Below are 15269 nucleotides of genomic sequence, written 5' to 3' on the forward strand. Positions count from 1 at the left end.
GGTTTTTAGACATGACAAGGATAGTCTCAATAGTTTCGGGCAAGGGAGGGACTGGGAAGACCACCGTAACTGCTAATCTATCTGTGGCTCTTGGAGAGAGAGGAAAAAAAGTGCTTGCGGTTGATGGCGACTTAACGATGGCAAACCTTAGTTTAGTTCTCGGGGTTGATGATGCTGACGTTACACTTCATGACGTATTGGCGGGAGAAGCGAAAATAGAAGATGCAATTTACATGACGCAATTTGAAAACGTCTACGTTCTTCCTGGGGCCGTTGACTGGGAGCATGTAATAAAAGCCGACCCAAGAAAGTTGCCCGATGTAATAAAATCCCTTAAGGGGCAGTATGACTTTATCCTAATAGACTGTCCCGCTGGACTGCAGCTAGATGCAATGAGCGCGATGCTGAGTGGTGAAGAGGCACTGCTCGTCACGAATCCCGAAATATCGTGCCTTACCGATACGATGAAAGTCGGGATAGTCCTAAAAAAGGCGGGGCTTGCAATCTTAGGGTTCGTTCTTAACAGGTATGGGAGAACCGAGAAGGACATACCTCCAGAGGCCGCGGAAGAGGTTATGGAAGTTCCCCTACTGGCTATCATACCAGAAGATCCCGCCATTAGGGAAGGAACCCTAGAAGGAATCCCTGCTGTAAAGTACAAGCCCGAAAGCGAGGGGGCAAAGGCCTTCGTTAAGCTCGCCGAGGAAGTTGACAAGCTCGCCGGAATAAAGGCCAGGATAATGTACTAAAACTTTTTAGGCTCACCTAATTTTAGTCAACTTGGGAGGAGCCATGATAATAGCGTTCATGGGAACGGCGGGAAGTGGAAAAACGGCGCTAACAGGAGCTTTTGGTAAGTACCTAGAGGAGAATCATAGAGTCGCGTACGTCAACTTGGACACTGGAGTAAAAACCCTTCCCTACAAACCAGATCTTGATGTGAGGGAGTCAGTCACGGTTGAGGAGATAATGAAAGAGGGATATGGACCAAATGGCGCCATTGTGGAGAGCTATGATAGGCTAATGGAGAAGTTTGATAATTACCTGAATGCGATACTCGAACTTGAGGAGGAAAACGATTACGTTTTAATAGATACACCCGGTCAAATGGAGACCTTCCTATTCCATGAGTTTGGAGTTAAGTTGATGGAAAACCTTCCCTACCCTCTGGTTGTTTACCTCTCCGACCCGGAGATTCTGAAGAAGCCTCATGATTACTGCTTCGTAAGATTCTTCGCTCTTTTGATAGATATGAGGCTTGGAGCGACCACAATTCCAGCACTAAACAAGGTAGATCTCCTTGATAGGGAAGAGCTGGAAAGGCACAAGAGGATGTTTGAGGACATAGGATATCTAACCGCGAGCCTTAAGTTTGATCCTTCAACCCAGGGTTTGTTAGCCTATAAGATGTGCACAATGCTACCTGAGGTTTCACCTCCAGTTAGGGTAATATACCTCTCAGCGAAAACTGGGGAAGGCTTCGAAGAGCTTGAAACGCTCGCATATGAGCACTACTGCACATGTGGAGACCTAACGTAAGGGCTTTAAGACGAGAAGGAGAAGTTCGAGTACGCTGGGTGAAGAGTTAATGCTAACGGGCAAGGCCTTGATACCCGTCAAGGTTCTTAAATCATTCGGAAACTGGAAAGAGGGAGATATGATCCTCCTAGAGGATTGGAAGGCCAGAGAGCTTTGGGAGATGGGGATAGTTGAGGTCATTGATGAAGCTGATAAAGTAATCGGCGAGATAGATAGGGTTTTATCGGAGGAAAGGAAAAATCCTCCCCTTTCTCCAATTCCTGAAGCTCTATACGAGAGGGCTGAGTTCTACATCTATTACCTCGAGAAATTCGTGCAGGTCAGCAGAGGGAATATAGACGTTATACAGACTAAGTTGACGAAGCTTCAAAATTTGAAAAAGAAGTACAAGATGCTCAAGGAGATAAGGTTTAAGAAAATCCTTGAGGCCGTCAGGTTAAGGCCCAATAGCATGGAAATTCTTGCGAGGCTTTCTCCAGAAGAGAAGAGGATATACCTCCAGATTTCTAAGATAAGGAACGAGTGGATCGGTGAGTGAGAATGGAAAGGGAAGAGATGATAGAGAGGTTCGTTAAGTTCTTCAGGGAGTACACTGAAGAAGAGGAGCCCCTATATCTTGGTAAAATAAAAGACCTGCTCACCGTAACCCCCAAGAGGTCGGTTACAATAAACTGGATGCATCTAAACTCCTACGATCCCGAATTAGCTAGCGAGATTCTCGAGCATCCAGAAGAAGGAATTGGGGCGGCGGAAGATGCTATTCAAATAATATTAAGGGAGGAATTCCTTAGAGAGGATTTACCCAGGATACACGCGAGATTCTACAACCTTCCGGAAACCCTGTTGGTAAAGGACATTGGGGCAGAGCACATAAATAAGCTGATTCAAGTGGAAGGAGTGATAACAAGGGTAACTGAGATAAAACCTTTCGTTTCAAAGGCCGTATTTGTGTGTAAGGATTGTGGCAATGAAATGGTTGTAACTCAGAGGCCTTACGAGGGCTTTACTGTCGTAAAGAAGTGTGAAGTTTGTGGAAGTAAGAACGTTTACCTAGATGTTGATAAGAGCTCGTTCGTTAACTTCCAGATGTTTAGGATTCAGGATAGACCGGAGACCTTGAAGGGTGGGCAGATGCCCAGATTCATTGATGGGATACTGCTGGATGATATCGTGGATACGGCAATGCCCGGTGACAGGGTTCTTGTAACTGGAATACTTAGGGTCGTGCAGGAGAGAAGGGAGAAGACTCCAGTGTTCAGGAAGGTCCTCGAGGTCAACCATATAGAGCCCGTGAGCAAGGAAATAGAGGAACTTGAAATAACGCCGGAAGATGAGCAAAAGATCAGGGAGCTAGCGAAGAGGAAAGACATAGTGGAGGCCATAGTTGATTCTATTGCTCCAGCAATTTACGGTTACAGGGAGGTAAAGAAGGGCATAGCCTTAGCTCTATTTGGCGGAGTCCCCAGGACTTTGCCCGATGGAACCAGGCTTAGAGGGGACATCCATGTTTTACTGGTGGGTGATCCTGGGGTTGCGAAAAGTCAGATTCTGAGGTACGTCTCTAACCTTGCCCCTAGGGCCATCTATACCTCCGGAAAGAGCAGTTCGGCCGCAGGATTAACGGCCGCTGCAGTAAGGGACGAGTTTACTGGTGGATGGGTTCTTGAGGCTGGAGCCTTAGTTTTGGCAGATGGAGGTTACGCGCTGATAGACGAGCTCGATAAGATGAGCGACAGGGATAGGAGTGTTATACATGAAGCTCTGGAGCAACAAAGTTACCACCATGACTTTGAGATATTATTGGCAGATGGAAGAAAGGTTAAGATTGGAGAGCTTGTTGATTCGCTAATTGAGAAGAATAGGGATAGAGTAATTGTTGGTAAAGATACCGAAATTTTACCCGTTGATGATATCCATATCTTGGCATACGATCTTAAAAACAAGAGGATAGTGAAAGTAAAAGCAGATCGTGTAAGTAGGCATAAAGCTCCTGAGTACTTTATAAGGCTGAAGTTCTCCAACGGAAGGGAGATAGTGGTTACTCCTGAGCACCCAATCATGATATGGGAAAATGGGGAAATTAAGGAGAAGCCAGCTGAAGAGGTTAAAGAGGGTGAGATTGCTGTTGGAGTGCGCGCTTATGAAGGGTTAATTGAGAAAGACGGTGTTGATGAAGTAACAGCAAGACTTCTTGGCTTTTTACTTTCTGAAGGCTTTGCCTATGTGAATCCTAAAAATGGATATTATGAAGTTGGATTCACAAATACCGACGAGGAACTAGTAGAGGAGTTTAAAGAGCTTCTGCATAAACTTGGAGTTAAGTTTAATATTCAGGTAAGAAAAAGAGAAGGAGAAAAGGCCCTTTATACTATCCGTATTATTTCGAAAGAATTCTATCTAGGACTAAAAAGAGAGTTCCCAGAAATGTTCCCAGAAAGTGGAAATGAAAGGCCTGCTCGGAGGAAGAGAATTCCTGCAAAAATTATTAGATCACCGTATTACATAAAGATTGCTTTCCTAAATACATTTTTCAAGGGAGATGGGTTTGTAGATAAATATAGGGTTGGATTTACAACATCCTCAAAAGCGATGGCAGAAGATCTTCAAGATATTTTATATAGCATTGGGATATACTCATACCTATTCGAGGAAGTTAGGGGGGATAAGAAGTATTATAAAGTAATTATTAGTGGAACTAAAGATCTTGAGCGCTTTTCTCAAATTATTAAAGATGATAAGAGGATAGAAAAAGTAAAAAGGCTCATAGAAATATCGAAGAAGAAAAGAAATTATAGGGACATAATACCTTCCGACATCCTTATTAATATTAGAAGGATATTAAATGAAATTCACATAAATGATGGAGGTCTAACTAATAACATATCTCGCTCTTACAATGCAAATAGGGAGAGAGTTAAAGAATACCTTAATAAAATCGAAAAGGAGCTTTATAGGATTAAAAATGCATTAAAGGATGGGGATATCAAAATACTAAAAAGGTTTGTCACAATAAAAGAGTTAGCGAAGTCTTTTGGTTGGCCTTACTCTACAACATTCTATAGAGTCAACAGGAGAGAAGAAGAAACAATAAAAGCCCTTTTTGAATTTGCAACTAAGAAAATTGAGAACATCGAAGAAGAACTTGAAAAAATTAAAGGAATAGTTGATGGCAATATTAGATTTCTCAAAATTGTAAAGGTAGAAAAGATACCCAACAAAGATTGGAAGTGGGTATATGATGTAACAGTCGAACCTTATCACCTCTTCGTATCCCATGGATTAGTACTTCATAACACGATTAGTATCTCAAAAGCGGGCATAACAGCCACTCTAAATGCTAGAACAACTGTTATAGCAGCCGCAAATCCAAAACACGGTAGGTTCAATAGGATGAAGCCGCTCTTCGAGCAGATAGACCTTCCTCCTACACTACTAAGTAGGTTCGACTTAATCTTCGTTCTCGTTGACGAGCCTGACGAAAAGCTGGACAGTGAGATAGCGAGGCACATCCTAAGGGTGAGGAGGGGAGAGAGCGAAGTGGTGACACCTAAGATCTCTCATGAACTGCTGAGGAAGTACATAGCTTACGCCAAGAAGAACGTTCACCCCCTGATAAGCGAGGAGGCTATGGAGGAAATTGAGAAGTACTACGTGAGAATGAGGAGGAGTGCAAAGAGGGGAAGTGAGAACGAGGGGATAAGGCCAATTCCAATCACCGCGAGGCAACTTGAAGCTCTAATAAGGTTGAGCGAAGCCCACGCTAGGATGAGGCTGAGTCCGATAGTTACTAGGGAAGATGCGAGGGAGGCGATTAAGCTGATGGAGTACACCCTTAGGCAGATAGCCACGGATGAGACCGGCCAAATAGACGTTACAATCCTTGAAGTCGGGCAGAGTGCAAGGAAGATCAGCAAGGTTGAGAGGATTCTCGACATAATTGAGAAGCTCCAGAAGACGAGCGAGAAGGGTGCCTACATTGACGAGATACTTGAAGAGGCTAAGAAGTTCGGAATAGAGAAGCAGGAGGCAAGGGAGATAATAGAGAAGTTGCTTCAGCAGGGCCAGATATACATGCCCGAAACTGGCTACTACAAGTTACTATGAGACCGTCTGATTTATATACGAGGACAAATACTCAGGAATGGGGGGTGAGATATAATGGAGATTGACTATTACGATTATGAAAAGTTGCTTGAGAAGGCGTATGAAGAGCTTCCAGAGAACGTTAAGCACCACAAGTCACGTTTCGAGGTTCCTGGAGCCCTCGTAACTATTGAAGGCAATAAGACGATAATTGAAAACTTCAAGGATATAGCCGAGGCCCTCAACAGGGATCCACAGCACCTTCTTAAATTCCTGCTCAGGGAAATAGCTACCGCCGGAACGCTTGAGGGTAAAAGGGTCATCCTCCAGGGTAGGTTCACCCCCTACCTGATAGCCAACAAGCTGAAGAAGTACATTAAGGAGTACGTCATCTGTCCCGTCTGCGGTAGTCCCGATACGAAGATCATCAAGAGGGACAGGTTTTACTTCCTCAAGTGCGAGGCGTGTGGTGCCGAAACTCCCATTCAGCACCTGTAACCCAGGGATGATGACTTTGCCGAGTGCTGAGGCATGATGAATAAACAGTCGTCTGACCCAGCCCTTCTTTCATTCCTTTTCTTGTTTCCAATCGGTTTAGTTATAATTTTAGTCCTAAAGTTTAAATCTATCCCAGGACCTCCGTACGGAGGAGATCTGTAGTTCCATACGGGTATTGCGCAGGCAATAATGTTTGGAAATCCCCCGTTTAGGGATCCAACAAACGTTGGAGAGTATGCATTCTACCTTTGGCTGTACCACCTTATAGTCGCCTTCCTGGGCAAGATCCTCGGGATATTTTTCGTAGTCACAAAGGTAGTTCCGATCCTTATTTTAGCACTCTCAATGCTCGTTCTCTATAAAATAGCGAGGGAGAATTTTAGTCGTGAAGTTGCAATGGTTGCTGTTTTAATATCACTGGCTCTTAAGTTTCCAGAAGCACATCCAAGAACAATGCTTTCGATGGTTATGATCCCCCTGTTCTACTTTTCTCTGTTTAGGTTCTCCAGAGACAGGAATATCAAAAGTGCTATATTCCTGGGGATATCCTGGGGCTTGGCAGGTTTGACGCATGTACTTGGAACTTTTGGTGCGGGATCTATTTTATTCATGAAGACAGGCATTGATAAAATAGGGAGGGTGAAAATCTGGTACAACATCGTGGCAATGAGTATTGGAGTTACGATACTCCTCCTTTTTTGGGCCCTCTATTACTCGTGTATCATGCAAAAACACCTAACCCGTATCAGGAGCTGGTAATGAGGCACTTCACGCTCCACGAGTTTATACTCTCGTTCCTTAGCTTCCCCCTCTCCTTCCCAGGGTTAAAAATTCTCTTGGGGATGCTGACAATTCCTGGGGTTATACTCGGCTTAATTAGGGATGGTGATGTATTCTTGCCTTCACTTTTGGGAATACTGGGAGCGGGAGTTCTGTTTATTGTGTTAGGTGACAACTTAGTAGCGTACAAGCTGTCCTCGTATTATTTCACATTAAATGCCCTCGCAATCCTTGAATCGCTGAACTGGCTCTCTGAGAACTTGAAGTGGAGTAAAATAATGTCTTTAGCAGTTATTCTCCTTATGGGGACTTCGGCCATGACTGTGGGTGATTATGCAAACTCTTCATGGACTGCCATTGGGTTTAAAGATCCGTGGTACAATGATCTCAGGCGCTGGATACTTACCAACTCCGACATAAATACTGTGTTCTTGAGTAACTATGAAAGTTCATTTTTTCTGTTTTCCATTTCTGGAAGGAAAACGGTACTGTTTAGGAGAACTCATGCATCTCCATTTGTAGATTATGATAGGAGAAGCTTTGATATAGCCATTGCACTGGCAGGTAATGACACCAAAGAATCGCTAAAAATTCTCAGAAAGTACAACGTGACGTACATCTATATAGATGGCTTCACAAAGAGCGATCCAATATGGGTGCCTTATAAATACGCTAGCGTTCTTAGGAAGAAAGGGGTTGAATGTAGGGTTGGATACGTTAGGTATGATCCGGCAGATCCACAGAGTATGTATAAAGATAAAGGCATGTCTAGTTGATTTCAAGATTAATCCTAAGCTAAAAAGGATGCTAAAGCTTGTATATTCCGACGGAGAAACAAAGATATACAAGCTTATTAATGGACAGGATAATTAAGGTATGGGGAGAGTGAATGTATCTGACCAAAGAGGAAGAGCTCGCACTTTCGGGAGAATACGGCCCAGCCGTTCAGAAAGCCATGGAAATTTTGGTGGTTCTCGGTGATATATACAACGCTGACAGATTAATTCCGATAAAAAGCGCCCAGATAGCTGGAGTTAGCTATAAGAACCTTGGGGAGTATGGAATGCAGTTCTTAAAGGACTTCGTTGACATGGGAGCCAGGGTTTCCGTATATACAACCTTAAATCCTGCAGGAATCGGGGATGAGAAGTTCACGGAAAAGCAGCAGGAAATTCTTGACCTATACAGGGCAATGGGCATTGAGGTAACTTCCACATGCACCCCTTACTATGGCCCAAACCTCCCCAAGTTCGGCGATCATCTTGCTTGGAGTGAAAGCTCAGCTGTAAGTTTCGCTAACTCCGTGTTGGGTGCGAGGACAAACAGAGAGGGAGGCCCCTCAAGCTTAGCCGCCGCGATAGTTGGGAAGACACCAAACTATGGCCTTCACTTGGAGGAGAACAGAAAGGCCACCCACATAATAAAGGTTGAGACAAAAGTGAAAGGTAGAGTAGACTACTCAATCTTAGGTTATAGAGTGGGAGAGATAGTGAAGGATGGTATCCCATACATAAGAGGGGTAAAGCCTGATGTCGATGATCTAAAGGCCATGGGGGCGAGCATGGCTGCGAGCGGTAGCGTTGCCCTGTACCACGTCGAAGAGGAGACCCCTGAATGGAAGGTGGCCATAAATGATAACGTTGAAAAGATAACAATTGATGAGAGGGATCTTCAAGAAGTTAAGGAGAGGTTCTCGGCCGAGTGGAGGGAGGTTGACTTCATCTCATTAGGATGCCCACATGCATCCCTCAGGGAGATCAAAGAGTTAGTGGAACTGCTGAGGATGAGGGATAAGCCCCTAAAGATTCCCCTTTTCGTAACTGTTAGCAGGTCTGTGAAAGCGTTGGCGGACTATCTAGGCTACACGGAGATAATTGAAAGGTACAACGGTAAATTATTAAGCGATGTCTGCCTTGTGGTGTCTCCAGTAGATGAGTGGTACTCTGGAGTAGCAACTAATAGCGGAAAGGCGGCGTTCTACTTTAAGTCGTTTGGTTTGAACGTTAGACTAGATAGCCTTGAAAAAATAATTATGGAGGCGCCATAATGAAGTTAAAGGGGAAGGGCATAGGGAAAGGCATCGTCGAGGGAGAAGTCATAGTTTCGAAGAAGCCACTCTCATTTTTAGGTGGTGTGGATCCAGAAACTGGGATTATTACGGACGCTGAGAGCGATATAAAGGGTGAGAGCATAAAGGGGAAAATATTGGCCTTCCCTAGGGGAAAAGGGTCGACCGTCGGCTCTTATGTAATATATGCCCTAGCAAAGAGTGGTAATGGTCCTAAGGCATTAATCATCGAGGACGCAGAGACGATAGTGACAGTTGGCGCAATAATCTCTGGGATACCTCTCGTAACCGGGATAGATATTAAAAAGCTGAAAACCGGGATGAGGGTTAGGGTGAACGCCGAGACTGGGGAGGTGGAGATAATTGGCGAAGGGAATCTATGAGTGCATACAGTGTGGCCACAGGGAGGTTAGGGATACAACTCGACCCCTTCTCCCCGGTGCGTGCCCCGTGTGTGGGGGGGATATGATACTCGTCGGCTACGAGGTTGAGATAGAGGGAGAGGAGAGTCCTAGAATAGAGGAGGAATTATTGAAGTACTATGAACTGGGACCCCTCCTTGAGAGGAGGGGAGAAGTCTTAGTTTATGAAGTCATTTCGATAAAGGAGGAAAATTTTGAGAAAGTTCTAAGGGAGGTTGAAAAGCTCGGTTATTGGATAGCCTTGAAAAAAAGAAACGGAAAGGTAGTTCTCTATGTTTTTCCAGCCCAGAGAGTTGAAACTAAAGAAAACCCCATGATTGGTATTTTACTGTTCATTTTAACCTTACTTAGCACGTTTTTTGCAGGCTACGTTCTCTCCTTGAACTACATAAAGACCCTTGAAGATCTTGGTATTCCTGGGGTTAAAAATGTCTATCTGAACGCTTTAGCTTTTTCAGTAGGGATAATGGCGATCCTTGGCACTCATGAGATGGGGCACAAAATAGCGGCAACTCTTCATGGTGTTAAGTCAACGTTTCCCTACTTTATTCCATTTCCCTCCTTTATAGGAACCCTTGGGGCCGTGATAAGGGTAAAATCCCCAATTCCGACCAGAAACGCAGCTATAGATTTGGGAGTTAGCGGACCAATTGCAGGACTATTAGTGGCGATTCCCGTGACGATTGTGGGGCTTAAACTTTCTGCTATAGTTCCTATGGGATACCTCAAGCAGAATGAAACGGTGTACTTCGGAACAAGTATTTTATTCTACGCGCTTACTAAGCTAGTCTTAGGGAACCTTGGAGATAATGTTGGAGTAATCCTCCATCCACTAGCGATTGCGGGGTGGGTGGGGATACTGGTGACATTCCTGAACCTCATGCCTGCAGCTCAGCTGGATGGAGGTCACGTTGCAAGGGCATTACTGCCAGAAAGGATTCACAGGGTCTTAACATATGCTCTAGGGTTCCTTGCAATAGGGTTGAGCTACTTCTGGCCAGGATGGCTCCTGTGGGGTCTGCTCATCCTGCTGATGGGGAGGGTGGGTAATCCTGGAGCACTGGATGAAGTTACACCGTTGACGTTGGGAAGGAAAATGCTTGCAATAGTCGCCGTTGTCATATTTATAGTGTCAGCAGTTCCAATACCATTCTCAAGCTGACGAAGTCTTTTTATTTCTATTTACCCTATTTCCAATAAAATAGCTCGGTGCAAATAAGGAGGGGTATAGATGAGAATAGAGATAAAACTGCTTCCTCTTAAAGATAATGCCGTTCTACCTTTTAATTACAATTATGAGGTCTACACTCAAATATTAGAGAAAGTGAATTCTATAGAGCCAGGTTTGTCGAAGATGCTTTCTTCTCCGCACGGATATTGGACGTTTTCTCGGATTATCGTGAGAAAGAGAAGGGTACTACCTGAAAAGGGCATTGAAATACTGTCAGACGATGTATCCCTCTACGTTTCATCATCCAACGAGGAGATAATTAGGACAATTGCTGAGGCCGTTGAGAAAAGTCCCGAGTTTAGAATAGGGGAGGTAACGTTTCTTGTTGGTGATATAAAGGCGATAAAAGTCAAGAGCGTAGGAAGGGAAAACATGTTCTCTACGCTGAGTCCAATAGTAGTAAGGACGATAAAGTTTGAGAATGGAAAGCTTAGACATTGGGATCTCTATCCTCATGATGACCTATTCATGGATAGACTGAGAAAGGTAATGCTCCTTCGCTATAACGAAATCATGGGGTATCTCCCAGAGGATAAGGAATTCAAGATAGAGGTGCTAAAGTTCAAGCCTACAAGGTTAATGGTTGGGGATTCCTATATTAGAGGATCGCTCATGGTATTTAGATACCTCGGTTCAGAGGAAATAGCAAAGTTTGGTTATGAAAATGGTTTTGGCGAAAAAACAAGGTTTGGCTTTGGAATGGTCAAGCTGATAGATTAAGTGCTATAAAGCCAAGCAAGACTTCAATTATCCACACGTAGAGTACAAGCTCCCACTCTCTGACCCTTTTCATCCTCATTATCAGGCCCAAAAAGGATAGATATGGTGGTGGGGATAAGGTGCCATCCTCCCTAAGTCTTGCTCCTCCCATCTTTTTCCCTTTAAACTTAACCCTCATCTTCAGCAGGAAATCTATAGCGTGGGGAAACAACATTATCGCCAATGGGAACTCAAGCCCATTGTCTATGGCTATCATGGCCATCAATGCGCCAAGGGAAAGTGTTCCTGTGTCACCAGGAAAGACCCTTGCAGGATACCTGTTCCATACTAAGAATCCGAGGGAAGCAAAGAAGGCAACTAAGGCTAGTTTATCTCCTGAAAGTAGATAAAGGAAGAAAAATATTATTGCCGAGGTACCAACTTCTAAGCCATTAAAACCTGCAAGCATGTTCACCAAGTTTGCTGATCCTATCGTATACAGCCAGAATATTACTGGGACAATGAATGGGGCTTGGAGTTTTAGGGGGCCTATTATGATGTACTCCCTCCTAAAGCACATAAGGAGTGGCAGGGTTGCCAGGGCCGAAAGCAATACCTTATGGGATTGAGGGAGGTTAGTTAGATCGTCAATGACCCCAACTAGTCCCATGAGAAGAAAGATGAGCAAAATTTGCTGTGAGGATTCAACAACGGCTCCAAAAAGTGCTATTGAAAAAACTAACGAGATTCCACCCATCTCAGCAACATAAGCCTCATATGGCTTATGAACATCTTTGCCAACTATCCCAGCTTTTTTCATGATCTTTGCGATGTAATAGGTGAGGACAAGAGAGAATATGAAAGCCAAACCCTCTATCATGACTTAAGCCTCCTGATTTCGCTTAAAAGTCCTAACAACTTATTTAGTATAAAAGTTTTTACTTAACTAACTATCTCTGAGCTGGAAGTTGAAGGCTCGTTACTACGCCTCAACCATGTCATATACTGCCCTCTTGGGAGCCTTCTCCCTATCACTCCTTCTAAAATGCTCAGTAGCAGGAATATGATAAGGTAGCAGTGGTAAGAGTGATAAGCTATGCTTTCAGGCTTTGGCATACCCTTGAATAGCCATTTCATTCTGAGAGGAGTTTTCAGCCTCGCAACTGTCTTTATCCTTTTGAACATGTTCTCATTCCTCGGTTAGATATATCGCACCCTCAGTCTCAATGGCCCTTGCTATTATTCCATCTCCAACAAATACTCCATACACCTTTATCTTTTCCCCGGATTTAACATAAGGAGTTCCTGAAAACTCAATTTTTAAGCCTGCTAGCGTAAAGATTGTCCTATAACTTGGAAGCTCCATTGGCAGAAATTCAATTACAGGTTTGCTCTCAATTTCTCCCTCTACCACAACGTTTTTGCCCTTATACTTCCCATTTTTGAGTTCGTCTGGAGTTACTATATAATAATAGTGATGGCCAAGTTTCACCCTCCTCTTCATCCCCCTCAACCCCTTAAAGCCGTTGGGCTACCATAATATTGGTGATGAGAAGATGATAAAGGTTGCGATCATAGGAGCTGAGAACGTTGGCAAATCAACTTTAATGAACGCACTACTTGGAGGAAGAGTTTCGGAGGTCTCTGAGGTTCCCGGAACTACCAAGGGAACCATAAGAAGATACTTTGGAAAAGTTAAGTTACCAAAGACTATGAAAAATCCTTTTGGAGGTGCCGATGAGCTAGTGCTTATAGATACGGCAGGTCTTTTTGATCCAGAGAAGGAAGTTAGAGGGAAAGTACTCAGCGAAGAGAAGTTTAAGGAAGTAATAAAAGAAATTGTGAATGCTGATGTTATAATCCACATGATAGATGCCACGAAGGGGCTTCATAGGGGGATGGAAAAGCTCCACTACATGCTCAAGTTTAGGTATGAAAAACCGATAATTGTTGTAATAAATAAGATAGACCTGGTTCCCAGGGAAAAAGTTGAAGAATTAGCAAAAATAGTAGAGAAAAGACTTGAGCAGAGGCCGATTTTACTCTCTCTAGTAACCTATGAGGGATTCAATGAACTTTTGAATGCGTTGGCTTATTATGCCCAATACGCTATCTAATGATTTTCACTCTCTCAAAACTTTCAAAAATTCACGAAAAGAGTTGCAGTTCTTCTTGAGTTTCTCAAAATCGAGTTTATGGACATAGTCTGGTAACCTATGCTTGGCGTATCCTTCTCGTAGTTTTAATTCTTCCGAAGGCTTAGTGCTCCAGTGATATCCCAGGCTCTTGCATATCAACTCCTCAATTTCGTACTCAAAGAGGAGTATCCTAACTGGTGTCTTCAAGTCCCTGGGGATGTGTCTTTTGATCCTATTCCTCCGGGAGGCATAACTTGAGGGACCATCGCCGTCATAAACGAGAAGTATTAAATCAGGTAAAGCAAGTTCCGCAGCCTTGATAATTCTCTCGAGCTTGGGATTGCATAAGAAAGGAGCGTGAATAGGATTTTTCCTCCCGCGGATTTTCTTTAGCCTAACGTCTACTATTGACTCGCTACTCAGCCTTTCCAGAAGCCGTCTAAAGAACTCCCCACCGTAGGCATCTTCCGTTATTATGACGATCTCCTTTGTCATGGCTCATCACTGCTAATCTCCTTCGAATAAAGAGCCGTAGAGCCATCCTTCGCTGAGGGTAATCCCCTTCTCGTTGAGGAACTTTTTGATTTTCTCGGGATCTTCTATCCTCTTGAATACTGTTTCGCCCTTTTCTTTATCAACGAGGATTAATTCGGAGGGTTCAACCATGTCAACAACCACTGGAGAGTGGGTAGTTATTATTACCTGACTTTCGCTCTCCTTAAGCGTGTCAATAATGAGCTCAAGGGTTTCGGGATGGAGGGAGTTCTCTATCTCATCTATTATCAGGAGAGGAGGTTTTAGGTAAACAGCGGTAAGTATCGCGAGAGCCTTATAGAATCCATCCGAGATGCTGGGAGGAGCAAGCTCAAGGTCGCCTTCAAAAACCTTCATCATGACCCTACCATCCTCGGTCAGCTGGAAGAAAACCCTTGTGTCTGGAAAGACTATGGAGAGAGGCTTGGCTATCTCTTCAGGAAGTCTTCCCTCCCGGAGCCATATGTTGTAGAGGAGGGGAACAAGGTTTGAGGCATCTTCTTTTAGTGTTGTTTCTTTGCGAGGATGCTGGGGATTTTTAATTTTCCTTATATCAAGTTGCTTAAGTTGCTGGAAGGATAGTAATTGGAGAAATCCTTTAACAAAGCGATGAATAACGAGATCTTCTTTTATCTTTGGAGACACCACGAAAATATCTTTCTTATCATCGAGCCTCCTCACCCCAACAAGGGGTAGAATACCAAATAACCTTCCTAGAAATTCCGAGACAAGGGCATCCTCTGGTTTCTCAGGGGATATCAAGAAAATAAGAGAACTCTGTTCAGGGGCCTCTAACACGAGTTCAGTTTCTGGATGAACAAACAATGAATCAAAAAGTCCAAGGGTTTTCCTTATTGATCTATAAAAGTCTTCAGAATATCTAAGGAGAACATTTCGACCCTTTTTCTCGATAGTTAGGTACTCTCTAACCTCTATGACCTCCTTCAAAATTCTAAAACTTCCACCTGTTCCCGTAAATGTCATCTCGAAGTAGACATCGTAGCCTTCAACATCGAAGAGCATTCCAATTGTTATGGGAAGTTCTTCTCTGCCTGCCCAGACGACATTATTGTATCCCCACCACTCGAGAAAAGGATTGTAGTCTCTCTCCACATAGATTTTCCGAAGTAGCTTGAAGACCTCGACAAGATTGGACTTTCCAGAAGCGTTCGGCCCAACTAAAACGTTAAACTTGCCGAGCTCAATCTCACAGTTCCGAAGACTCTTGAAATTCTTAACGACGAGCTTCTTCAGCCTCACAGTCTCACCTACTTTGG

The 15269-nt window shown here is 43.8% G+C and carries 17 protein-coding genes; 12 read left to right on the top strand and 5 right to left on the bottom strand.

Annotated features, from left to right (window positions below):
• Positions 1-11 precede the first annotated feature (11 nt).
• The 11 genes from minD to cas6 all read left to right on the top strand — a co-directional run bounded on the left by minD (position 12) and on the right by cas6 (position 11341).
• Positions 12-749: a cell division ATPase MinD gene (gene minD, locus P8X24_RS05820; RefSeq protein WP_372914603.1), complete on the top strand. Its 738-nt coding sequence runs from the start codon at positions 12-14 to the stop codon at positions 747-749.
• 43 nt (positions 750-792) lie between these two features.
• Positions 793-1539, top strand: coding sequence for an ATP/GTP-binding protein (locus P8X24_RS05825; RefSeq protein ID WP_372914605.1), 747 nt, complete (start codon positions 793-795; stop codon positions 1537-1539).
• A gap of 49 nt (positions 1540-1588) precedes the next feature.
• Positions 1589-2077, top strand: coding sequence for a hypothetical protein (locus tag P8X24_RS05830; RefSeq protein ID WP_372914495.1), 489 nt, complete (start codon positions 1589-1591; stop codon positions 2075-2077).
• A 2-nt stretch (positions 2078-2079) separates the two neighbouring features.
• Positions 2080-5643, top strand: a complete 3564-nt coding sequence (locus P8X24_RS05835) for an LAGLIDADG family homing endonuclease (RefSeq protein ID WP_372914496.1) — start codon at positions 2080-2082, stop codon at positions 5641-5643.
• A 54-nt stretch (positions 5644-5697) separates the two neighbouring features.
• Positions 5698-6120 carry a translation initiation factor IF-2 subunit beta gene (locus P8X24_RS05840; RefSeq protein ID WP_068321064.1) on the top strand — a complete coding sequence of 141 codons (423 nt, stop codon included), beginning with the start codon at positions 5698-5700 and terminating at the stop codon, positions 6118-6120.
• 189 nt (positions 6121-6309) lie between these two features.
• Positions 6310-6879 (top strand): hypothetical protein, encoded by a 570-nt coding sequence (locus tag P8X24_RS05845; protein WP_372914497.1) that lies wholly within the window; start codon positions 6310-6312, stop codon positions 6877-6879.
• Positions 6879-7676, top strand: coding sequence for a hypothetical protein (locus P8X24_RS05850; RefSeq protein ID WP_372914498.1), 798 nt, complete (start codon positions 6879-6881; stop codon positions 7674-7676). Before P8X24_RS05845 ends, P8X24_RS05850 begins: the two co-directional genes overlap by 1 nt.
• A gap of 113 nt (positions 7677-7789) precedes the next feature.
• On the top strand, positions 7790-8947 hold the full coding sequence (locus P8X24_RS05855) for an aconitase X catalytic domain-containing protein (RefSeq protein WP_372914499.1): 1158 nt from the start codon (positions 7790-7792) through the stop codon (positions 8945-8947).
• Positions 8947-9351, top strand: a complete 405-nt coding sequence (locus P8X24_RS05860) for a DUF126 domain-containing protein (RefSeq protein ID WP_372914500.1) — start codon at positions 8947-8949, stop codon at positions 9349-9351. Before P8X24_RS05855 ends, P8X24_RS05860 begins: the two co-directional genes overlap by 1 nt.
• The gene (locus tag P8X24_RS05865; protein WP_372914501.1) at positions 9332-10552 is read left to right on the top strand and encodes a site-2 protease family protein; all 1221 of its coding nucleotides are present in this window, start codon (positions 9332-9334) and stop codon (positions 10550-10552) included. The genes P8X24_RS05860 and P8X24_RS05865 overlap by 20 nt, the downstream gene beginning before the upstream one ends.
• 69 nt (positions 10553-10621) lie before the next feature.
• A complete protein-coding gene (gene cas6 / locus P8X24_RS05870; protein WP_372914502.1) occupies positions 10622-11341 on the top strand; it encodes a CRISPR-associated endoribonuclease Cas6 in 720 nt (239 codons plus the stop codon).
• On the opposite strand, the gene P8X24_RS05875 is transcribed toward cas6, so the two are convergent.
• From P8X24_RS05875 to P8X24_RS05885, 3 genes are all read right to left on the bottom strand, one after another.
• Positions 11325-12200: an MraY family glycosyltransferase gene (locus tag P8X24_RS05875; RefSeq protein WP_372914503.1), complete on the bottom strand. Its 876-nt coding sequence runs from the start codon at positions 12198-12200 to the stop codon at positions 11325-11327. The genes cas6 and P8X24_RS05875 overlap by 17 nt on opposite strands.
• Positions 12201-12262: 62 nt before the next feature.
• On the bottom strand, positions 12263-12505 hold the full coding sequence (locus P8X24_RS05880) for an HD domain-containing protein (RefSeq protein WP_372914504.1): 243 nt from the start codon (positions 12503-12505) through the stop codon (positions 12263-12265).
• 4 nt (positions 12506-12509) lie between these two features.
• Positions 12510-12824, bottom strand: a complete 315-nt coding sequence (locus P8X24_RS05885; RefSeq protein WP_372914505.1) for a GTP-binding protein — start codon at positions 12822-12824, stop codon at positions 12510-12512.
• A gap of 52 nt (positions 12825-12876) precedes the next feature.
• On the opposite strand from P8X24_RS05885, the gene P8X24_RS05890 reads away from it, so the two are divergent.
• The gene (locus P8X24_RS05890; RefSeq protein ID WP_372914506.1) at positions 12877-13437 is read left to right on the top strand and encodes an Era-like GTP-binding protein; all 561 of its coding nucleotides are present in this window, start codon (positions 12877-12879) and stop codon (positions 13435-13437) included.
• A 6-nt stretch (positions 13438-13443) separates the two neighbouring features.
• On the opposite strand, the gene P8X24_RS05895 is transcribed toward P8X24_RS05890, so the two are convergent.
• Positions 13444-13953: a hypothetical protein gene (locus P8X24_RS05895; RefSeq protein ID WP_372914507.1), complete on the bottom strand. Its 510-nt coding sequence runs from the start codon at positions 13951-13953 to the stop codon at positions 13444-13446.
• A 12-nt stretch (positions 13954-13965) separates the two neighbouring features.
• Positions 13966-15252: an AAA family ATPase gene (locus P8X24_RS05900; protein ID WP_372914508.1), complete on the bottom strand. Its 1287-nt coding sequence runs from the start codon at positions 15250-15252 to the stop codon at positions 13966-13968.
• Between the last annotated feature and the right edge of the window lie 17 nt (positions 15253-15269).

It is taken from the genome of Pyrococcus kukulkanii, from assembly GCF_041647995.1.
Taxonomy (GTDB): domain Archaea; phylum Methanobacteriota_B; class Thermococci; order Thermococcales; family Thermococcaceae; genus Pyrococcus.